The 20,711-nt window shown below is 45.3% G+C and carries 16 protein-coding genes and 1 tRNA gene; 8 read left to right on the forward strand and 9 right to left on the reverse strand.

The genetic code is table 11. The features are described from left to right. Positions 1-5 precede the first annotated feature (5 nt). The 3 genes from NFI80_RS10890 (at position 6) to NFI80_RS10900 (ending at position 3,258) form a co-directional block, all read left to right on the forward strand. Positions 6-641 carry an HAD family hydrolase gene (locus tag NFI80_RS10890; protein WP_235163058.1) on the forward strand — a complete coding sequence of 212 codons (636 nt, stop codon included), beginning with the start codon at positions 6-8 and terminating at the stop codon, positions 639-641. Then, a complete protein-coding gene (locus NFI80_RS10895; RefSeq protein ID WP_235163057.1) occupies positions 631-1,833 on the forward strand; it encodes a site-2 protease family protein in 1,203 nt (400 codons plus the stop codon). Before NFI80_RS10890 ends, NFI80_RS10895 begins: the two co-directional genes overlap by 11 nt. A 387-nt stretch (positions 1,834-2,220) precedes the next feature. Beyond that, positions 2,221-3,258: a phosphotriesterase family protein gene (locus NFI80_RS10900; RefSeq protein WP_235163056.1), complete on the forward strand. Its 1,038-nt coding sequence runs from the start codon at positions 2,221-2,223 to the stop codon at positions 3,256-3,258. Positions 3,259-3,280: 22 nt separating this feature from the next. Here the strand turns inward: NFI80_RS10900 and NFI80_RS10905 are convergent, their stop codons facing one another. From NFI80_RS10905 to NFI80_RS10940, 8 genes are all read right to left on the reverse strand, one after another. After that, positions 3,281-4,576, reverse strand: coding sequence for a sensor histidine kinase (locus tag NFI80_RS10905; protein WP_235163055.1), 1,296 nt, complete (start codon positions 4,574-4,576; stop codon positions 3,281-3,283). Next, complete coding sequence (locus tag NFI80_RS10910; protein ID WP_235163054.1) at positions 4,573-5,946, reverse strand: sigma-54-dependent transcriptional regulator; 1,374 nt, start codon at positions 5,944-5,946, stop codon at positions 4,573-4,575. Before NFI80_RS10910 ends, NFI80_RS10905 begins: the two co-directional genes overlap by 4 nt. Before the next feature lie 64 nt (positions 5,947-6,010). Next, on the reverse strand, positions 6,011-7,177 hold the full coding sequence (locus NFI80_RS10915) for an ABC transporter permease (protein WP_235163053.1): 1,167 nt from the start codon (positions 7,175-7,177) through the stop codon (positions 6,011-6,013). A gap of 17 nt (positions 7,178-7,194) precedes the next feature. Next, the gene (locus NFI80_RS10920; RefSeq protein ID WP_235163052.1) at positions 7,195-8,439 is read right to left on the reverse strand and encodes an ABC transporter permease; all 1,245 of its coding nucleotides are present in this window, start codon (positions 8,437-8,439) and stop codon (positions 7,195-7,197) included. 86 nt (positions 8,440-8,525) lie between these two features. After that, positions 8,526-9,188 carry an ABC transporter ATP-binding protein gene (locus tag NFI80_RS10925; RefSeq protein WP_026630449.1) on the reverse strand — a complete coding sequence of 221 codons (663 nt, stop codon included), beginning with the start codon at positions 9,186-9,188 and terminating at the stop codon, positions 8,526-8,528. A 3-nt stretch (positions 9,189-9,191) separates the two neighbouring features. Beyond that, positions 9,192-10,637 carry a TolC family protein gene (locus tag NFI80_RS10930; protein ID WP_235163051.1) on the reverse strand — a complete coding sequence of 482 codons (1,446 nt, stop codon included), beginning with the start codon at positions 10,635-10,637 and terminating at the stop codon, positions 9,192-9,194. A 5-nt stretch (positions 10,638-10,642) separates the two neighbouring features. After that, positions 10,643-11,887: an efflux RND transporter periplasmic adaptor subunit gene (locus NFI80_RS10935; RefSeq protein ID WP_235163050.1), complete on the reverse strand. Its 1,245-nt coding sequence runs from the start codon at positions 11,885-11,887 to the stop codon at positions 10,643-10,645. A gap of 176 nt (positions 11,888-12,063) precedes the next feature. Then, positions 12,064-13,350: an asparagine synthetase B gene (locus tag NFI80_RS10940; protein WP_235163049.1), complete on the reverse strand. Its 1,287-nt coding sequence runs from the start codon at positions 13,348-13,350 to the stop codon at positions 12,064-12,066. An 82-nt stretch (positions 13,351-13,432) separates the two neighbouring features. Between NFI80_RS10940 and NFI80_RS10945 the strand changes: the two genes are divergently transcribed. Then, complete coding sequence (locus tag NFI80_RS10945) at positions 13,433-14,677, forward strand: ABC transporter permease (protein ID WP_235163048.1); 1,245 nt, start codon at positions 13,433-13,435, stop codon at positions 14,675-14,677. A 116-nt stretch (positions 14,678-14,793) separates the two neighbouring features. Further along, positions 14,794-14,877 (forward strand) — tRNA-Leu (locus NFI80_RS10950). A 301-nt stretch (positions 14,878-15,178) separates the two neighbouring features. On the opposite strand, the gene uvrA is transcribed toward NFI80_RS10950, so the two are convergent. Continuing rightward, positions 15,179-17,725 (reverse strand): excinuclease ABC subunit UvrA, encoded by a 2,547-nt coding sequence (gene uvrA, locus NFI80_RS10955; RefSeq protein WP_235163047.1) that lies wholly within the window; start codon positions 17,723-17,725, stop codon positions 15,179-15,181. Between the two features lie 279 nt (positions 17,726-18,004). Here uvrA and NFI80_RS10960 point away from each other — a divergent pair, with 279 nt between their 5' ends. The 3 genes from NFI80_RS10960 to NFI80_RS10970 all read left to right on the forward strand — a co-directional run bounded on the left by NFI80_RS10960 (position 18,005) and on the right by NFI80_RS10970 (position 20,709). Beyond that, a complete protein-coding gene (locus tag NFI80_RS10960) occupies positions 18,005-18,298 on the forward strand; it encodes a putative quinol monooxygenase (protein WP_235163046.1) in 294 nt (97 codons plus the stop codon). A gap of 99 nt (positions 18,299-18,397) precedes the next feature. Then, positions 18,398-18,910, forward strand: a complete 513-nt coding sequence (locus NFI80_RS10965; RefSeq protein WP_235163045.1) for a VOC family protein — start codon at positions 18,398-18,400, stop codon at positions 18,908-18,910. Between the two features lie 92 nt (positions 18,911-19,002). Then, positions 19,003-20,709, forward strand: coding sequence for a PAS domain S-box protein (locus tag NFI80_RS10970; protein ID WP_235161463.1), 1,707 nt, complete (start codon positions 19,003-19,005; stop codon positions 20,707-20,709). Positions 20,710-20,711 lie beyond the last annotated feature (2 nt).

Raw genomic sequence — 20,711 nt, forward strand, 5'->3', positions numbered from 1 at the left:
GAACAATGAAGAATAGCAAGATAAAGAATATCATTTTTGACCTGGGCGACGTAATTCTGAACATTGACGTGCCCGTTGCGTCAAAATCATTTGCAGAACTAAGCGGCAGGGAACAAGCTGAAATCCTTGAACTATTCAGCAAAAATGCGCTTTTCCGGCAGTTTGAAACGGGCGAACTGGACGAAGCGGGTTTTCGCAATTATGTGCGGAAAATCCTGGAATTCTCCGATCTCTCCGACGAAGCCATTGATACAGCCTGGAACAGTCTCCTGCTGGATCTTCCTCCGGAGCGCGTGGAACTGCTTCAAAACCTATCAAAAAATTACCGGCTTTTCCTGCTGAGCAACACAAGCTCGATCCACATTACACAGGTTAACAAAATTCTGGAAGCATCAACCGGCGTTAAAAAGCTGGATGATCTTTTCGAAACTGTTTTCCTATCCTATGAAATGGGGTTAATGAAGCCAGACCCGCGGATTTATCAAAAAGTGTTGGAACAGGCAGGTCTTAAAGCAGAGGAGACCCTTTTCCTGGACGATAACCGCGACAACATTGAGGCCGCTTCGTTATTAGGAATTGACACCATTCACGTCCAGAAACCAGTAACCATTTTGGAATATCTTAAAGACTATGCAGTCTAACACACGCACTTACATCATTCAGGCCGTTCTTTTCATTCTGACGATCATTACCACCACAATGGCTGGCGCTGAATGGATTTACGGCAACATTTTTGCTTTCGTATACGACTTTGCCTACTTCCTGATGGGCAGCGGGGCTGAAAAGCCGGTCACCGATGAAACCGTTAAATTTCTCGGGTGGGCTGAATTTAAGCAGGGCTTCCAATTTTCAATCCCTTTTCTGGCGATCCTGACCATTCATGAGTTCGGCCATTATTTTGTTGCCAAAATGCATCGCGTAAAGGTTACGCTCCCCTATTACATTCCGCTTTGGTTTGGTATTTCAAACAGTATCGGAACCATGGGCGCATTTATTCGCATTAAATCCGTTGTCCGTTCGCGCTTAAAGTTCTTCGATATCGGCATAGCTGGTCCGCTGGCCGGTTTCATTGCTGCTTTGGTGGTTCTCTGGTATGGCTTTACCCATTTGCCACCGCCGGAATACATTTTTTCCATACATCCTGAATACGCGCGGTTTGGTTTGAGTTACCCGCAATTTGCTTATGAAAATGCCTCAGGTAACATTGCATTGGGCGATAACATTCTATTCTGGATGTTTAAAACCTACATTGCAGATCCGGCGCGCTTGCCGCATGCCTACGAAATGATCCATTATCCGTACATTTTCGCAGGATATCTTGCTCTTTTCTTTACATCCCTCAATCTTATTCCAATTGGTCAGCTGGATGGCGGGCACATTCTTTACGGCTTAATCGGCAAGAAAAAATTTGATATCGTTGCGCCGATCCTTTTCGGATTGTTCGCTTTTTATGCTGGTTTGGGTCTTTTTACGGCAGAGTCGTTTGCAACAGGAAGCAATGCTGTTTTCTACGAGCGTTTCTTCTATCTGGCCATCTACATTTATTTCCTATATATCTGTTTCAAAAGGGCCAGCGATAGTCCCATGACGGGCTTAATGCTAAGTTTGATTGTGGTAGTAGGGCAATTCGCCGTATCCTACATTCGGCCCGACTGGCAAGGTTCTACCGGTTTCTTGCCATTCATTTTCATCCTGGGCCGTTTCCTCGGCATCCGCCACCCCGACACCGACGAAAACGAACCCCTCGACGCCCCACGTATCATCCTGGGCATCTGCGCATTAATCATCTTCATCATCTCATTCAGCCCGACTCCGTTTATTTTGATTGAGTAATAAAGCGTTGGATCAGGGGAATCCCAACGAATGAAACATTGTGCAGTTCGTCACATCCCTCGGGGATTTGTGAAATGCCCACGAATAACATATAGCTACCAACATTGCATCGCTCCGCGATTTGGGCGGTTGCGCAATCCCGGAGGGATGAAATATCGGTAGCAACAACGATTGCGAACCGGAGGAAATCCCACGAGGGATGAAACATTGTGCAGTCCGTCACATCCCTCCGGGATTTGTAAATACTCACGAATAATATATTGCTACCAACATTGCATCGCTCCGCGATTTTGGGCGGTTGTGCAATCCCGGAGGGATGAAGTATCGGTAGCAAAACGAGGGACAATGCGCTTTCAAATGAAGGATCAAAATTGCAACTTCACACATATGAAATCAGTAAACATTAACCCAACCCCTATATTCTCCCGAAGGCAATTCGTTGCTGCTTGCGCCGGCGTGCCGTTTTTGGGGAAATTTACTTTTGATGAACCATTTACATATAGCGTTGCCGGAAAAATCAATGTTGCTGATCTTGGCCACACGCTTATTCATGAGCATGTTCTGGTCGATTTTATCGGGGCGGACAAGGTTACACCGGATCGATGGGATCATGACGAGGTCATCAACAAAGTCCTTCCCTATCTGCTTGAAATTAAGGAAAGGGGCATCAAGAGTCTGGTTGAATGTACGCCTGCTTACCTTGGACGGGACGTATTATTGCTGCAAAAATTATCTAAAAAATCTGGATTGAATGTCTTGACGAACACGGGTTACTATGGTGCTTCGGACAATAAATACTTACCCCGATTTGCTTTCACAGAAACCGCGGAACAACTTTCAAAGCGCTGGATTAACGAATTCCGGAACGGCATTGACGGTACGAACATTAAGCCGGGATTTATTAAAACCAGCGTTAATGCCGGCCAGCTTTCTGAACTTCACCAGAAACTGATCCGTGCAGCCGCACTTACTCATCTACAAACGGGATTAACGATCTGTTCTCATACGGGGCCAGCTCTCCCAGCTGCTCAGGAAATTGAAATATTGCAAAAAAATGGGGTTAGTCCGTCAGCTTTCGTCTGGGTTCACGCCAGCGGAAGCAATGAGGATTTTGAAAAAATTGCGAAAAGTGGTTGCTGGGTTAGTCTGGATGGCGTGAATGAAGATAATGTTGAGAAGATAGCTACGCTGATTTTATTTCTGAAAGCAAAGGGCTTTATAAAACAAATCCTCCTGTCACACGACGCGGGCTGGTATAAACCGGGCGAGCCAAATGGTGGAACATTCAGAGGTTATACCACCATTTCAGACAAGCTTTTACCTCTGTTGAAACAGAAAGGATTCAGCGAGTTCGATACAAAGCAGGTTATGCTCACTAATCCAGCCAATGCATTTACGATCCGTATCCGGAAGTCAAATGCATAAGCAGCATATTTCAACGGATTTCTCAGCCTTCAAATTCGATTCGAAAAGCCGTCCAGCCGTCTGCATTGGTATGTAATGAGAATGTGAATCCGTGGTTGATGAGGATTTCTCTGGCTAATGTGAGCCCTATGCCCTGGCCGTCGTGCTTGGTGCTGAAAAATGGGTTGAAAAGCTGGGCTCCTACTTCTGCTTCGATGGGGCTGCCGTTGTTTTTAATGGTCAGATTATTTTCGGAAACCTCGATTCGGATCTCATTGCCAGGTTTGCACGCCTCAATCGCATTTTTCAGAACATTGACAAGCACGTGCTCCATCTGGCCCACGTCGATTTTTTTAAAGATAACATTTGCCGGCAGTGATGTGTGAATTGAGACACCCCGGTGTGCGGCTGCCGGCTCCATGAAAATAGCTACGTCTTTGACAAATTTATTCAAATCCGTAGGAACCGGCGCGGGTGCTGGCAGCCGAACGACGTCTGCAAAGTTTCGCATGAATTTCGTTAGCCTCCGGTTGCGTTCAGAAGCAATGGTTAGCGCTTCTCGCAGTTCAATGTAAGAATCATCTGAAAGAATATTTGTGGTTGTCTGCAAAATGGAATCCGTGGCGCCTAATGTGTTGTTCACCTCGTGCGCCATCATGCGGATCACTTTGCCATATGCATTCTTTTCCGATTCAAGTATCTCATTAGTAAGCTCTTCGATCATCAGAAACGAGCGACGGAAGCCTTGATCCATGAAATGCGAGCGCTGAACTTTGAATGTTACCACACCATTAGTTTTCACAATTTTCGATTCCCCGTCCTGAATATGAGCCAGTTCAACCAGCAACGGGTGATTGGTTTCCTCCAATAACAGCCCTTTCAAACCTTCCGCTTCGTTTTTGAAATATTCATTTGCTTTGACATTGAACGAATCGATTTTTTCATCAAAATCGAGGATAATGATGGAAATAGGCGATGCGGCGATCAGTTTTTCGAGGAAAAAATGTTGCTCATGCAAGCGCGTCCGCTCCTCACGGAGCTGGTCGATCATAAGGTTATAAACTTCGATCAATGTATCCACTTCTCCTTTGCCGGTCGGGACGAATTTGATGGAAAAATCTTTGTCCTTAATGGCCTCAATTCCCGATTTCACAAATTGGATAGGTTGCATAAAATTCTGATAAATCTGAATGGAAACGATGGCAGAAAGCAACAGAAACACCTCAAAACCAATGAAAAGCAATTTGTCCTGATAGAGAATTTTGTAAACCAGGAAAACCAGGACAGTGTGCAATACCAATATGTAAAGAATGTATTTGGCCTTCGTTGATAATCTCATACGTCCTCGGATTCGTAGGAAATACCATATTTTTCCAATCTGCGATAGAGCGCAAACCGTGTGATTCCGAGCGATCTGGCCACTTTGCTCACTTTATTCTGGTGAAATTGCATGGCCTTGGTGATCATTTGATATTCCATTTCTTCCAACGTGATCGCGCCTACTTCTGGAAGGTTTTTCTGGGCAGACGGCTGTGTGCCGCCACTCAGATTACGCTGTAAATCTGCTATATCCAATGTATCCGAGCCGGAAAGCAACACCGTGCGTTCGACCAGGTTTTTCAACTGACGGATATTTCCCTGCAACTGCAATGTGCGGAGCCATTTCATTGCTGCCGGGCTTAGGCGCAGGTTGGGGCGTTGATAAATGGTTTTCAGGTTGTTAACAAAGAATTCAGACAGCAACGGAATGTCGTCCGGCCTTTCCCTAAGCGCTGGCAGCTTAACGGTGATCAGGTTAATGCGGTAATAAAGGTCTTCCCGGAATGTTCCTTGCGCGACCATTTCCTCCAAATTCCGGTTTGTAGCACAGATCACACGCACGTCCACCGTCCTGCTTTTACTGCTTCCCAGCGGCTCAAAAGTTCTTTCCTGCAACACACGCAGCAATTTTACCTGACTTGACAAATCCAGTTCCCCGATCTCATCCAAAAAGATCGATCCCTTATGCGCCAGTTCAAACCGGCCCAGGCGATCCGTTTTGGCATCCGTAAAAGCGCCACGAACGTGACCGAAAAGCTCGCTTTCAAACAATGTTGAAGAAATCCCGCCCAGATTCACCTTCACAAAGGGACGTGATTTTCGCTTGCTATTCATGTGAATTGCCTCGGCAATCAGTTCCTTTCCCGTGCCGCTTTCGCCCGTGATAAGCACCGCCGCATCTGTGGAAGCAACGCGGCCAACGGTTTCAAGAATATCAAGCAGTGTGGGATCCTGGCCTACAATGTTCTCGAAATGATACTGTTGTTCCAGTTTCTTTCTACTGCCTGAAAGTGGCAATGTTTGTGACAAATTCAGAATGGTCCGCACCGATTGCAGCACATGATCATTCTGCCAGGGCTTGGTAATGAAATCAATCGCACCTTCCTTCATTCCCCTCACAGCCAGATCAATAGTCCCCCATCCCGTAATCAAAATCACAGGAATGGCAGGGTAGCGCTTCTTAATTTGCTGCAAAAGCTGCATGCCCTCCTTCCCCGAAGTTTCAATCGAAAAGTTCAGGTCCAGCAGGATCAGCTCCGGCGTAACCGTCTTCAAAATATCGAAAGTCTCATCCGGCGACCCCACACCTCTAACCTCAAACCCCTCCTTTTTAAGCAGCAGGATCAAAGAAGTCCGTATCGCAAGATCATCATCGACAATTAGGAGCATATCACAATTTTACTTCGCAATCACTTTTCAACATTCAAACATTCAATCATTCCCATCTAAACCCTCACTCCTCATGCAACGCTATCGCAGGGTGGATCCGGGAGGCTTGCTTGCTGGGGAGCCAGGCGCAGAGGGTAACGATGATGTAAATTACGGCAATGGAGACGAAAATTGAAGTGATATAAATTTCACTGTCCAGATCAAACACATTCATCAGCGGGAACTGCACAGCGAAAAGTAACCCGATAATAAGACTGAAAGTCGCGATCACCCATATTTCTCCCAAAAACTGAATGGCCACTTTCCCCTCCGTGGCACCCATCGCCCTGCGAAGTCCGATCTCATTTTTCCTGCGTGAAATGTTAAGATTAAGTATCCCAAAAAGTCCCAGCGCTACATTAGTAAGCAAGAATGCGCTGATAATCAGAAAAATAAGCACTGGAACAAGCGTAAGGTTATGACGGTTTAGACGTGATTCTTTTAAATAACTCACTTCAATTCCCCAACCAGGCAGCATCATCGCAATGTCCTTCACAAGCTTGGCTTCAAAGTTTGCGTCCGTGCCGCGTTTGGTTTTAATCAATACATTGGAATTCCATACATCATCTTTGGCAAGCATTTCAAAAACGCCCGGATTGTCAGACATAAATTCGCCTTTGGCTTTGAATTTATCGATAACGCCGACCACTTTATAGGAGCTCTTATCGTCGATTTTGATCACCTTATTCAACGATGTTTCATTTAGAAAGAGCTTGTCTTCCAGCTTTTTATTAATCACAATCGGAATAAATTTCGCTACACGATCACCTTCCCGATACCAACGTCCTTTCAACAGTGGCAAATCGAGCGTTTTATTGAAGTCAGGGTCTGTATAGTAAAAATCCGCGCCGACCGTTACTTTATTATAAGTCATGGCACCACTAACCTGATTGGCTGAAAACGGCGTATTACTGCTCATTCTTGTAGCCGTTTCCACCTCTTTATAAGACCTGATCCGCTGCATAACGCTGGTAAGTTTGCGGGCGACTTCCACTGTATCCTGATTTTTGGCCAAGTCCACATTCCAGACCTGTTCATAGTTAAAACCAATGGGTTGCAAATAATTTCTGACATTAAAAACAATCAGCGAAAGCACTCCGAAAAGCACCAGAAAAGACGCCAGAATTTCGATAATAAGCAGGGAATGCGTGCCCTTTTTATTCCATATGAGCTTGAAAAGATGTTGAAGCATAATAGTCGATTTTAATGTTAAACTTTCAGCGCGTCTACGATTTTTAATCTTGACATCCTGAATGCGGGTAAAACGCCCGAAAGGAGTCCGAAAAACAGGCAGACAGCCAGGCTGATCACAAATACAGGCACATTGATCGTCAGGTCTGCGTAGGCGATCCAGCCGCTTGAATTAATGAAGTAAATGATCAGGTAAGAGAGCGCCAGCGCAAATGCACCGCCAATGAATGTGATGAAAATATTTTCAATGATAAACTGCCAGAGCAATGCCGCCGAAGGAGCACCAAATGCTTTTCTTACACCAATTTCAGAAGCCCTTTCCAAAATCCGGCTGACATTGACATTGACCAGATTAATGGCTGGCAAGCCCATAAACATTAAAACCACAAAACTCACCACCGTGTAAAACATGAACCGCTGCGTGCTGCTCCGGGCAAAAGTGTTGACAAAATGATCGAAATATTTGTCCGCTTTTACTTGCAAAACCGTCAGGTTTTTGTCGGTATGGATCTCCGAATACGGGATACGGGAAATATTGCTGTCAAATTCCGACTGGATTACCGGCATATCCGAAGCATCCTTCGCAGTAGCGATGGCAATGAAACTGCCTCTCAGTCCCTTGTTTTGATAATTGCTCTTGGGGGCCGTATAAGGGAAATAAATGTCCGAATAACTGTAAATACGCGTTGGCGGGCTGCCTTTAACCACACCGATCACACGATAATTGATATTCTCGATTTCAATGTTCTGTCCTACGACAGACTTCCCGCCGGTATCAAAATACTGGTCGCGCAAAGCATCCGTAATGACCGCCACGTGATCTGAATTTTTGATGTTATTATCATTATAAGGCTTCCCCTCCAGAAACCGAAAACCCATCACCTCCCAGAACTCAGCATCGGTATACTTGGTATTCAATTTGATCCTTTTCCCATTCACGTATGTATTTGAAAAGTTGAAATTGGACATAATAGCAACCTTATCAGCCGATTTCAGCGACTTCACATGCTTGGTCAAAAAATCGAAAGTTGCAGGTCCGGACGACATGGAAGTGCGCGCCGAATCGGTCTGGATAATGGTGGCAACATATAATGAGCGATCGCGGTTGACTTCCGGGTAATGTGTCCCGAACAAATGGTCCAGGAACGAAGTCAGCACCATTAACACCGTAAGTGTGAGGCTGATGCCGAAAAGCGTAATAAATGTATAGAAAGGATGCCGCAGCAGCACTTTCCAGGCGATTTTGATATAGTTTAGAAGCATAATGTTCAATGAGTGAATGGGTGAGTGAGTGAATGAGTGAATGATCGAACCATGAATAAAACATTCACTCATTCACTCATTCAAAATTAAAGAACCTGCGTGCCGTCAAACAACCGTATCAACCTGTGCGTGCGTTTGGCCATGGCGTCGTCGTGGGTTACCATCACAATGGTGGCGCCTCCTTCATTCAGGTTTTGCAGAATGCTCAAGATTTCATTTCCCATTGCGCTGTCGAGGTTTCCGGTCGGCTCATCAGCTAAGATGATCTCCGGTTTGCCTACAATGGCCCTGGCGATGGCTACGCGCTGTTTTTGCCCTCCTGAAAGTTGCTTTGGGAAATGTTTCATCCGGTTGCTCAACCCCACTTTTTCGAGTGCTTCCTGCGCCAGCTCGCGGCGTTCTTTGGAGGAACTGGTCCGGTATAAAAGCGGGATTTCCACGTTATCGATCACCGAAAGGTCGTTAATGAGGTGGAAGCTCTGGAAAATGAAGCCCAGTTTCTGGTTACGCAGACTTGCCAGCGATTTGTCCGTATATTTTTCAACTTTACTTCCATCAATCTCAATATGTCCCTTGCTAGGTTCGTCCAGAAGGCCCATAATGTTCAGTAATGTGCTTTTTCCGCAGCCGGAAGGGCCCATTATGGAAACAAATTCTCCCTTTTTTACATCGATATTGATGTTGTTCAGCGCGAGTGTTTCGATGGAGCTTGTGCGGTAAACTTTTTCAACGTTTTGCAGTTTGATCATGGCTCAGTATGTTATTTTTTTATTTTGTTCAAAATCGTATAATGTCAAGATCCTCAGGCTGTAATAGGCTTGCCAGTAATCCCGCAACGCTAAGATGTAGTCTCTCCGGGCAATGTCCTTTTCCTGCGTTGCGATGCCCAGATCGGTAACACTCAGGTCACTCAGGATAAATCTTTCTTTGGCGATCTGATAGCGGTCCGCGGCAATATTATCGGCCAGTTTGGTGAGTTTAACCTGCTTTTGTAACATTTGCAAAAGGGTAACCTGCGTAAAAATCTCCTGCTCAAATGTAAGCTTCTCCTGCTCCACCGATTGCTGCGCAAACTCCTGATTCGCCTTCGCCACCTCCGTGCGGGCCTTATTACGGCCCCAGGTCAAGATTGGTAATGTAAATTGCAGCTCCACAAACTCACGGTCCTGCGGATTCCTGTATACGTCGGAGGGCTGTGCACCTTGATTTGATAATCCGAAAGTCGCATTCAGCGAAGCATTCAAACCGTTTTCCTTCCTGGCGAACTGCACTTCCCGTTCGGCTTCCAGCAACTTTCGCTTAAAACCGACCGCTGCGGACCTGTTTGCAAACGCCTCATCCAACGCAAGTTGTGTATTGATTGCAAATTCCGCTGCTTCCAGTGGGATTTCCAGTTCCAGCTCCCTTTCATCCCGTGAACCCATGTACATTTTCAGTTTCAAGGAAGCCACTGCGGCTGCCTGCTGAGCCGAAGCAAGGTCTTTCTGCGCTGTTAGCAGTCCCATTTGAAGTTGCAGAAGGTCATTCTGAGATATTTTTCCCAATGCCAACTTTTGCTGCGCGATCTTGTAAAGCGTATCATTATTGCTCCGGTTCTTCTCGGCGATCTGCAAATTTACCTGCGCAACCAGCAGCTCGAAATAATAACCCGTCGCATCCAGCGAAACCTGTTCGAGTGACTGGATAAATTGCTGATTGCCCTCCTGGTATTTCAAAGGCTGAATTTTCCGGTCCCATTTTAATGTATTAAACCGGAAAAGCGGCTGGGTGATGCCAATTTCAAATGGAATGCCGTTGTATCTGGTGTTATTTCTGGCAAAATCATCAAAACGCTGCGTCTGCTGCTGCACGTAAACCGTTCCACCCGTAAACGCAATGCTCTGACTCAGAGACAAATTCAGCAAAGAGTTGTTGTTTGAAACCTGCTCAAAAGAAATAGTCCCGTCCGGTTGCCTGACCTCAATGTAAGATCTCGTAAAACCCGGAATTGTTCCATTCAGGCTAAGTTGCGGCCGGTAGTCCGCCTGGAACGAGCGATATTGCCAATAGTTGGTTTTCCTGGCCGTAACCGCCTGTTTAGAAGCAACAGATTGCTCTTTGGACATGAGCACAACATCTTGCAGCGAAAGTATTCTGGGCTGTGCTAAGACCGGAAAAGTCACAAAACAAGCGAAAATGAATGTAAGAATGTTTTTCATAGCATTTATTGAATTGAAATTTCCTCCAAATGCTCATAATCATTCAAATCCGTCAGGATCACTTTCTCGCCCACCTCTAAACCGCTTTTTATTTCAACAAAATCGAAATTTGAAAGTCCGGTTTCAACTTCCCGGCGCAGCGCTTTGTTGTCCTTTAAAACATAAACAAACTGCTTTTTCTTACCTGTAAATGCCGGTCCATTAGCAACGCGCACCGTATTGGAGCTGCTGCTGGTCACCACATAAACTTCCACCTTCATATTCGGCCTGAGCGATTCGCTTTTTGCATTATCCAATTGGATCACAAACCCGATTACGCCGTCTTTCACAGCTGGTTTCACCTGCGTTATCACACCTCGTAATGTCACCTCATTCAGCCTGATAATCACGCTAAGTCCTGCTTTCACCTGATCTGCATAAATGTCCGAGCAACTCCCCTCCACCCTGAAACTGCCCAGGTCAGCCACTTTTGCAAGCATTTCGCCTTCATTCACCGACGAGCCAATGTTCTCATTCACCCAGGTCAAAACCCCTTTCCGGTCCGCGACGATGTCCGCCATTCTCAGCTTGTGCTGTAATTCTTTCAAATTTTTACTCTCAATCTGCGCGCCCAATTCGGTCTCTTTCAAGCTCGCGCCCATCGATTCCCGGTTGTATTTCAGGTCATTTTCCAACTGCTTCTTTTCCAGCTCCGCAATTTTTAACGCGTTCTCTGCCCGCGTAATGTCTTCCGCCGTGCCGCCTCCTACTTTTTGAAGCCTTTTTGCATCTTCAAAATCAGCCCGGAGTTTGTTAATGTTCAAGGATTTAATGCGATCATTGATTTCAGCGTCGTACAAGTCTTTGTTCAGCTTCATCCGCAGCTGCTCAATGCTGTTTTGCTTCAATTTCAGCTGGTCCTCATAACGTTCGGACTCGATTACGGTAAGCGACTTATCCAGCTCAACAATGGCCTGGCCTGGGTTTACCTGCGTTCCCGGCGTTAGCAAAATGCGCTTGATGCTGGCGCGAATAGGGCTTGTAAAAATTTGCTCATAAGCCGGGATGACTTCTCCCGATGCAGTCAATGTGTTTTCAACATTCCCTTTTTCAACCGTTCCCGTACGGATCCTGCTGCTTTCCAAAGTGCTGCCGAGGGATTTACGAAAAAAATAAAGCAATGTTACCGTTAAGATTATTCCCAGCGCGATGAAAAGCCATCGTCGGTTTCTGGTGGTTTTAATGTAGTCCGGCGCAACTTCCCGATCCATTGTTTTTTGTTTGGAGGTTAAATGTGTTTCATGGCTAATGTGCTTATAGTTAATCCATTTTTGTGCCAATACATAAAACACTCACAGTCAATATTTTACACAGAAAATAAAAACAAAAAACCGTGCGATAGCGCACGGTTTGTGTGATTTGGAACTGGAAATTTATGCCTTCGAAACTAGGTTTTCAGCTTCTTCTTTTTAGCTGCCGGAAACAGGATATTATTGAGGATCAGCCTATAACCGGCCGAATTTGGATGTAAGTTCAGGTCCGTAGGTTCTTCGCCTACACGGTGCTGGTAATCCTCCGGATCATGACCGCCGTAAAAAGTAAAAAATCCTTTTCCATGCGTGCTATGAATGTAACGCGCTTCCTTAGCAGTCTTATTTTCAGCCAGAATGATGACCTCAGGCTTGATCAGGCGATTTTTAAAAGCCGTTGTCTGGCCTAAAAAGCCTTTGATAATAGTCTGGTGATTTTGCGTGAGCATGCTGGGCACCGGGTCCCATTTGGCAGAAAACTGGAACAGCGAGAAGAAGTCGTTAGCCTCCGTCAGATTACGCTCATCAGGCTGGTTATCAATGTCTGAAAACTCAACTTCATAAGGATAGGAAATGGTTTTGAAATCCTTGAAAGCAAATGTGTTATCATAATTTAGTTTACTATTAGCAGTCGGATCTACGGGCGTGCCATCGTACATAGCCTCCACAATATCCAGCCCTTCCGCAGCAAGTGTAATGTCAAATGTATCGGTTGCATTGCACATGGCGAACATGTAACCACCACCAGTAACGAACTCCGAAATCCGCTTTGCCACTGCCAGTTTCATCTGTGGCACATTGCCAAACTGGTATTTATTGGCAGTTTCTTCCGCCTCGCGCTTTTGCTCGCGATACCAGGGAAAATCTTTGTATTGATAAAATTTACCAAACTGTCCCGTAAAATCTTCATGGTGCAAATGCAGCCAATCGTATTCCGGAAGCTTATTGTTCAGCACTTCATCGTCATAAATCACATCATAAGGAATCTCCGCATAAGTTAGCACCAGCGTCACCGCGTCATCCCAGGGAAGCTTCGATTTGGGAGAATAAACGGCGATCTTAGGCGCTTTCTGCAATTTTACCGCATCCATATTCACATCCGGCGCACTGATCTGGCTCAGGATCTGACCCGCCTGCCCTTCCGAGATCACTTCAAAACTCACACCGCGAACCGTCATTTCCGACGCAAACTGCTGATTATAAGCGATCATAAAACTGCCGCCACGGTAATTTAGCAGCCAATCCATTTCCATTTCAAAATTTTTCAGGATCCAGTAAGAAATCCCGTAAGCCTTCAAATGGTTCTTTTGGCCCTCATCCATAGGGATAAGCAGCCGGTTGGACATGCTGTTAAATGATAATGTTAAAAAAATGATAAGCGGGATAAACAAGCGTATCACTGGTTTGATTCTTTCACGTTTCATGCGCAGCTTTACAAAGTCGGATTTTATTAAATATAAAAAGAAAACGATAGAATTCACATTATGGTGCACAAGCTTTAAAACCATGAACATCAGGGAAAATATTGACGAAGGCCTCCGCTCCATTCAAAGCAATCTGCTCAGAACCGTCCTCACTGCGCTGATCATTGCCATCGGAATCACGTCCCTCGTCGGCATCCTGACCGCCATTGAAGGTATTCAGAATTCGGTCAACAGCAGCTTTGCAGACCTGGGAGCCAACACTTTCACCGTCAAAAACAAAGATGACGATGAATTTCGCAACGGCGGCCGCCGGAGCAAGCAATATCCCGCAGTAACCTATCGGCAAGCGCTTACATTTGCCAATCAATTTAAATCATCTTACACTGCAACCGCCTCACTTTCAGCAGACATAGGCGGAGCTGTTCAGGTAAATTATCTCTCCCAAAAAACCAATCCAAACACCAGCGTCGTCGGTTCCGACGAGCAATATCTGGGCATTAACGGCTACAAAATAGACTTGGGCCGTAATCTCGACAAGAATGATATGGAAAACGCGCTGAATGTTGCAGTGATAGGCCAGGAAATTGCCAAAAAACTCTTTCAACGCGTTGACCCGCTCAATAAGGACATTACTTTCATGGGCAGCCGTTACAAAGTCGTGGGTGTGCTGCAAAAGAAAGGTTCGCTTGGCGGACAAAATGACGCAGACCGCATCATCCTCATTCCCCTCGAAAATGGCCGCGGACTTGCCGCAAACCGCGCATTAACATACAACATTACCGCCTCTGCCCCGAACATTTCCGACGGAGATTTTATCGTGGAAGAAGCCCGCGGGATCATGCGCAGGATTCGGAACGATGCTCTGGGCAAAGAAGATTCATTCACCATCGACCGCGCGGATGCAGTCGCCAAGGACTTTGAAGAGGTGACCGGCTATCTTCGCATCGGCGGATTCGGCATTGGCATTATCACATTATTAGGCGCTTCCATCGCATTGATGAACATTATGCTCGTCTCCGTCACCGAACGAACCCGCGAAATCGGGATCCGGAAATCGCTCGGCGCAACGCCAGGTGTAATCCGTTTCCAATTTCTGATCGAAGCCATCGTTGTCTGCATACTGGGTGGAATAGCCGGCCTTATTCTGGGCATTGTCATCGGCAACGTCATTTCCGGCCTCATCAGCTCCGACAGTACATTTGTGGTTCCTTGGACCTGGATGGCGATGGGAATTCTCGTTTGCGTAGTTGTGGGCGTTCTTTCGGGGATTTACCCGGCCATCAAAGCCTCACGCCTCGATCCGATAGAAGCACTGCGTTATGAATAAGGAAGTTAGGTTTCGTGAATGTATTGCCATTATTTTTTCCAATGATTTTTTCGGCGATACGCTTGCTTAATATATTTTTCTCCCTACTTTTGCACTCCCAACAAGAGAAGATCAATGCCCAGATGGCGGAATTGGTAGACGCGTTGGTCTCAAACACCAATGAGGTTACACTCGTGCCGGTTCGACTCCGGCTCTGGGTACAAAAGCCCTTCAACGCAAGTTGAGGGGCTTTTTTTCTTTTTGAAGCGCGAAAAATTACCATTAAACCCAGCTCTTGTAATATTTTCCTGCCATTTGAATTCGACTCCGATCGCCGCGACCAAACGGAACTTTTTATGCAAATCTTAAACGAAAATAATATTTTAACGATCATTAATTTGATTATCAGTCTAATACGACTTACAATCCAAAATACTTTTCCGGTTCGACAGACTATATTCTAACCCATTAGCACAAGCTAAAAATTTAGGCGTCGATTTATTAGCCAATCGGCATAAGAGGTCATCCTGAATCTTTTAATGGCGTCTTCTCATTAAAATGGCTAGCTAAATATTTTCCGGTTTGACTTACCGGTTCAGCGGCAACAGTTGCTGCCGAACCGCAAACGACGATTTCACCACCTTCGTCTCCGGCACCCGGCCCAACGTCGATCACCCAGTCGCTGTTTGCGACAACGTGCATATCGTGTTCGATGACAATAACCGTATTACCCTGATCAACCAACTTATTGAGCTGGATAAGTAAATTGTCCACATCGGAAGGGTGCAATCCTGTTGTAGGCTCATCCAGAATATATAATGTGTTGCCATGCTGCGCCCGTTGCAATTCGGTAGCCAGCTTTATGCGCTGCGCCTCACCTCCTGAAAGCTCGGTAGCCGGTTGCCCAAGACGCAGATAACCCAGACCAACCTGACGAACGACATCCAGCGCCCGGTTGATCTGAGGTTCAGAGTCAAAAAAGTCAAATGCCTCATCCACAGTCATGCCAAGCACCTGGGCAATGTTTTTGTCATGGTATGTAATTTCCAGCGTCTTCTCATTGTAACGACTTCCATGGCAAGCCGGACAAGGCGTATACACACTGGGAAGAAATAAGAGCTCGACCATTACAAAGCCTTCGCCTTCGCAATTCGGACAGCGTCCTTTTGCGACGTTAAAAGAAAAACGACCCGCATCGTATTTGCGACTCTTTGCCATTTTTGTATTTGCGAACAATTTCCGGACATGATCAAAAAGACCCGTGTAAGTTGCCAGGTTTGACCGTGGCGTACGTCCGATGGGCTTCTGATCTACTGGTATTAACCTGCGAATATGACTTATCCCTTCTGAAATATACCCGGTCGTTGTTTTAGGGCTTTCCGTCTGGAGAAGATTATCTTCCTGATCATCTGTTCCTGATATTTGCTGTCCCAATTTCTCCAAAACAAGCTCTACAAGTGCCTGACTTATAAGACTACTTTTGCCCGAGCCCGATACGCCGGTGACACTGGTTAATACGCCTAATGGAAAATCGGCATCGACATGCTTTAAATTATTTCGGCTTACGTCCCTTAGCTGCAGCCATCCTTTTGCCTCTCTCGCAAGCTTTTGACTTTGGTCTACATTAAACAAATATCGCCTTGTAACGGACTTGTGAATCTTTTCCAATCCCTGTAACGGACCACTGTAAAGTATTTCACCTCCCTTTTCACCCGCGCCCGGCCCTACATCGACAACCCAATCCGCATGGCGGATGATTTCGATCTCATGTTCGACTACAAAAAGTGAATTTCCAGCTGCTTTTAACCTGTCTAATGCCCGGAGCAATGACTGTGTGTCGGCAGGATGAAGACCTGCGGATGGTTCGTCGAGTACATAGACGACGCCGAAAAGATTGGAGTGTATCTGAGTCCCCAGACGCAGGCGTTGCAATTCTCCCGGCGAAAGTGTGGGGGTGCTTCTTTCAAGCGTCAGATACCCAAGCCCCAGATCGATGAGCACATCCAGGCGGGACAAAAGATCATGACCTATCCGTTGAAGAACCAAAGTCTTTTCGGGATGTTCCTGATCTGGGTCATTGCTTTTGGATTTTAGGGATGATGATACAATATCACGTAAGCTCTTGATATTGAGCTGATAAAATTCCGCAATATCCATTCCGGCAAATTTCACAGATAATGGCTCAGGCCGCAGGCGCTTTCCATGGCAGACGGGACATTGCGCGCTCAGCATAAATTTTGCCACGCGCTTTTTCATTGCCTGGCTCGGTGAATTCGCAAATGTTTGCATCACATACCGTTTGACCCCGGTAAATGTACCCATATAGCTGGGTTCCATTTTCCGCGCCAAGGCTTGTTGAACTTGTGCCATATTAAGTCCGGAATAAACCGGAACGACCGGCTGCTCCTCCGTAAACAAGATCCAATCCCTATCTTTCTTGGGCAGGTCACGCCAGGGAATGTCCACATTGTAACCAAGTGTCATTAATATTTCCCTTAGGTTCTGCCCCTGCCACGCGGTGGGCCAGGCCGCGATGGCTTTTTCTCTGATCGAGAGTGAATCATCAGGCACCATCGAATGTTCCGTCACTTCATAGACAACACCCAGGCCGTGGCATTCCGGGCAGGCGCCTTCCGGAGTGTTAGGTGAAAACGATTCTGCATATACGATGGACTGACCGGCAGGATACTCTCCCGCCCTCGAATACAGCATCCGGATCAGGTTTGAAATCGTCGTAACGCTGCCCACTGAGGAACGTGTGCTGGTCCCTCCCCGCTGCTGCTGCAAAGCGATAGCAGGAGGAAGGCCATCTATACTGTCGACCTGAGGAATGGACATCTGATTAAAAAGTCGCCTAGCATACGGAGAGACGGACTCCAGATAACGACGCTGCGCTTCAGCATACAAGGTCCCGAAAGCGAGCGATGATTTACCAGAACCCGAGACACCCGTAAATACAACCAATGCATCTCTGGGTATTTCCAGATCAACGTTTTTCAGGTTATTCTCTTTGGCTCCCTGCACTTTGACAAAATTGGAGACCGGATGTGATATTAGTTCTTTTGACATTGGATCTGGGATAAAATGCACTTTGAAATAGCCCCAGCGCTTTCGTAGTAGTTTTTCTGGAAGCCCGTGTTAAGCAAAGCTCGCAACTTTATTTGATGGTTGCGTAATCGAATGTTAAAGTAGTTAAGGTTGGTGAGACATCGGCAGAAGTACTGCACCGTATATTTTTACTTCTGAACCAATACCAGCAGTATAATCCCAAAGATTAACGCTTGCCTTTAATACCATCCCATCACAAGGATGCATTAATTTCATTTCATTTAAATTAATCAAACAGTTATGGTAAAATTGGCAATTCTGGCAAGGCTCGAAGCTAAGCCAGGTAAAGAACAAGACGTCGCGGACTTTCTCAAAGGCGCCTTGCCTTTGGCGATGGAGGAAGCAGGTACCATCAGCTGGTTTGCCCTGCAAATAGGTCCTTCCACATTCGGAATTTTCGATACATTCGAAACTCAGGAAGGCAGGGAGGCACATTTGGGAGGCGAGATCGCCAAAGCATTGATGGCAAATGCGCCAGACCTGCTTGTAGCTGATCCGGTCCTTGAAATGGTCGACTTACTAGCAGTCAAGTAAAACATTGAGTATTACCCTTCATAATAATTGTGTTTAGGCTCTTCATAGAAAATCTAGATGCGGCAGTGATCCTATTTTCAAAATAAATAATTTATCAGCATGTCCACTTTCAAGAATCTGTTACTCCTTGCTACACTCCTCTTTGGCGGTCTCGTTCACGCACAATCCAATTTTACAAGTAAATCCATCGGAGTCGGCGTCGTGGTAGCAGACTTGCAACGCTCATTGGATTTCTATATAAAAGGGATCGGCATGGTCAAAACCGGCAATTTTACAATCAATGCAGAATTCGGTAAACGAGGCGGTTTAACAGGTGGTGAAGCGGTTGACGTAAACGTTCTTAAACTTGAAAACAGCCCCGAAGGCACCGATTGGAAACTGATGAGTTTTGGCAAAAAGGCAGGTCATCCAAAGTCAAAATTCATTCAGGACGATACAGGTCCGCAGTATATCACCATTCAGGTCAAATCCTTAAAACCCATCATTGACAGGCTGAAGGAGCAAAACGTGACTTTCCTGGGCAACACACCTACGCCTCTGACGAAAGATTCACACTTCGTACTGGTCCAGGATCCGGACGGGACATTTGTGGAGCTGATCGGGCCGATGTAATCGTGAAGTTTTTTTCGCCCTGAAATCGTGCATTGATTAGGCCGGAGACCGTTATGTTCAGGTATGAAGAGCATGGAAAAAACAGTTGAGATATGGAAAACAACAAACATGACTTCAATAACGTGTTTTTCCAACAGGCTTCAGGATTGGCTAAAATTGGAAGTTGGGAACTTGATGTAGTAAATGACAAAATTTACTGGTCGACGATGGTTCACGAACTGCACGAAACAAATCCGGAAACGTTCATCCCTAATTTAGTAACAGCCCTTGGTTTTTACCGAAATGATTATCGATCAATTGTAAATGAGATTATATTAAAAAGTATCGAGACGGGTGCAGCATTTGACTTTGAAGCTGTGATAGTTACTAAAAAAAAGAAAGAAAGATGGATTCGGGCTATTGGAAATGTTGAAATGATTCATGGAAAATGCCAGAGAATAATCGGAAGTTTTCAGGATATCCATAGTTCCAAGTTGCTGGCGCTTCAGATGCGTGAGATTTTGGAAAGTATATCTGACGCTTTTTATGCAGTGGATAAAAATTGGAAATTTACTTATTTTAATAAAGAAGCCGAGAACCTGCTGTTAAAGAAGACAGAAGATGTTTTAGGCAAAAACATTTGGGAAGTATTCCCAGCAAGTGCAGATACTGTCATTCGGAAAATTTATCAAAGAGTTGCCCGTTCAAAAAAGAAAGAATCCTTTGAATACCATTATCCGGGGAATGGGAAATGGTATGAAATAAATGCATATCCATCACATGGTGGCATATCAGCATACTTTAAGAATATAGATGAACGTAAGCAGGCCGCAGAAAAACTCGATAAAGCCTATCAGGAAAAAATTAATATCCTGGAAAGTATCGGAGACGCTTTTTTCACAGTAAACAAAGATTGGGTACTAACCTATTTGAACAAAGAAACCGAAAAGGTTTTACACAGGAAAAGGGACACCCTTATTGGTAAAAACCTTTGGGACGAATATCCTGACGCAATAGAGACTGACTTTTATCGCCAATATCACAAAGCAGCAAAAACTCAGGAAAATTTGACTTTTGAAGAGTTTTATCCGGCATTGAAAGTATGGCTCGAAGTGACGGTGTATCCATCAAGCACCGGACTTTCCGTCTATTTTAAGGACATTACATTAAGAAAAGAGTCGGATCTACGCTTGCTTCACTCCAATGAACGCTTTGAAAAAGTCGCCGAGGCGACCCATGATGCGATATGGGATTGGAATATCCTAGAAGATACACTCTATTGGGGGCCCGGTTTCGGTAGTCTGTTTGGATACCAGGTTGAAAAGATTACTCCAACATTAAAGTCCTGGACAAATCATATCCATCCTGAGGATCGGAAACAGGTATTACAAAGTATTTATGGAACGCTTGAGAATCCTCGCCAAACCAACTGGATCTCCGAATACCGTTACAAAAAAAATGACGACACCTTTGCCAATGTGATTGATAGGGGTATTGTAATTAGAGATGAAAATGGAAATCCTACCCGTATGGTAGGTGCTATGAATGATATCTCAGAGCGAAAAAAATTTGAGATAAGCAGACTAGAATATGTCGGACAAATTGAAACACAGAATGAAAAACTAAAAAATATTGCGTGGACTCAGTCACATATTGTTCGGGCACCCCTTGCGAGAATGCTCGCAATTATGAATGCTATTGATGATAACAACAAAGATCTGGATGACACTTTAATGTGGTTAAAACATTTAAGAGATTCCGCTAACGAGTTGGATGAAATTATAAAGGACGTAGTTGAAAAGGCGCAACATTTAACTTGAAA

Source organism: Dyadobacter chenhuakuii, from assembly GCF_023821985.2.
GTDB lineage: Bacteria > Bacteroidota > Bacteroidia > Cytophagales > Spirosomataceae > Dyadobacter > Dyadobacter chenhuakuii.

Bases quoted from the DNA above. Each gene is read 5' to 3' on its own strand.
- NFI80_RS10945 (WP_235163048.1), top strand. From the start codon at position 13,433: ATGAACATCAGGGAAAATATTGACGAAGGCCTCCGCTCCATTCAAAGC.
- NFI80_RS10960 (WP_235163046.1), top strand. From the start codon at position 18,005: ATGGTAAAATTGGCAATTCTGGCAAGGCTCGAAGCTAAGCCAGGTAAA.
- NFI80_RS10900 (WP_235163056.1), top strand. From the start codon at position 2,221: ATGAAATCAGTAAACATTAACCCAACCCCTATATTCTCCCGAAGGCAA.
- NFI80_RS10965 (WP_235163045.1), top strand. From the start codon at position 18,398: ATGTCCACTTTCAAGAATCTGTTACTCCTTGCTACACTCCTCTTTGGC.
- NFI80_RS10970 (WP_235161463.1), top strand. From the start codon at position 19,003: ATGGAAAACAACAAACATGACTTCAATAACGTGTTTTTCCAACAGGCT.
- NFI80_RS10905 (WP_235163055.1), bottom strand. From the start codon at position 4,576: ATGAGATTATCAACGAAGGCCAAATACATTCTTTACATATTGGTATTG.
- uvrA (WP_235163047.1), bottom strand. From the start codon at position 17,725: ATGTCAAAAGAACTAATATCACATCCGGTCTCCAATTTTGTCAAAGTG.
- NFI80_RS10925 (WP_026630449.1), bottom strand. From the start codon at position 9,188: ATGATCAAACTGCAAAACGTTGAAAAAGTTTACCGCACAAGCTCCATC.
- NFI80_RS10890 (WP_235163058.1), top strand. From the start codon at position 6: ATGAAGAATAGCAAGATAAAGAATATCATTTTTGACCTGGGCGACGTA.
- NFI80_RS10915 (WP_235163053.1), bottom strand. From the start codon at position 7,177: ATGCTTCAACATCTTTTCAAGCTCATATGGAATAAAAAGGGCACGCAT.
- NFI80_RS10910 (WP_235163054.1), bottom strand. From the start codon at position 5,946: ATGCTCCTAATTGTCGATGATGATCTTGCGATACGGACTTCTTTGATC.
- NFI80_RS10920 (WP_235163052.1), bottom strand. From the start codon at position 8,439: ATGCTTCTAAACTATATCAAAATCGCCTGGAAAGTGCTGCTGCGGCAT.
- NFI80_RS10935 (WP_235163050.1), bottom strand. From the start codon at position 11,887: ATGGATCGGGAAGTTGCGCCGGACTACATTAAAACCACCAGAAACCGA.
- NFI80_RS10930 (WP_235163051.1), bottom strand. From the start codon at position 10,637: ATGAAAAACATTCTTACATTCATTTTCGCTTGTTTTGTGACTTTTCCG.
- NFI80_RS10895 (WP_235163057.1), top strand. From the start codon at position 631: ATGCAGTCTAACACACGCACTTACATCATTCAGGCCGTTCTTTTCATT.
- NFI80_RS10940 (WP_235163049.1), bottom strand. From the start codon at position 13,350: ATGAAACGTGAAAGAATCAAACCAGTGATACGCTTGTTTATCCCGCTT.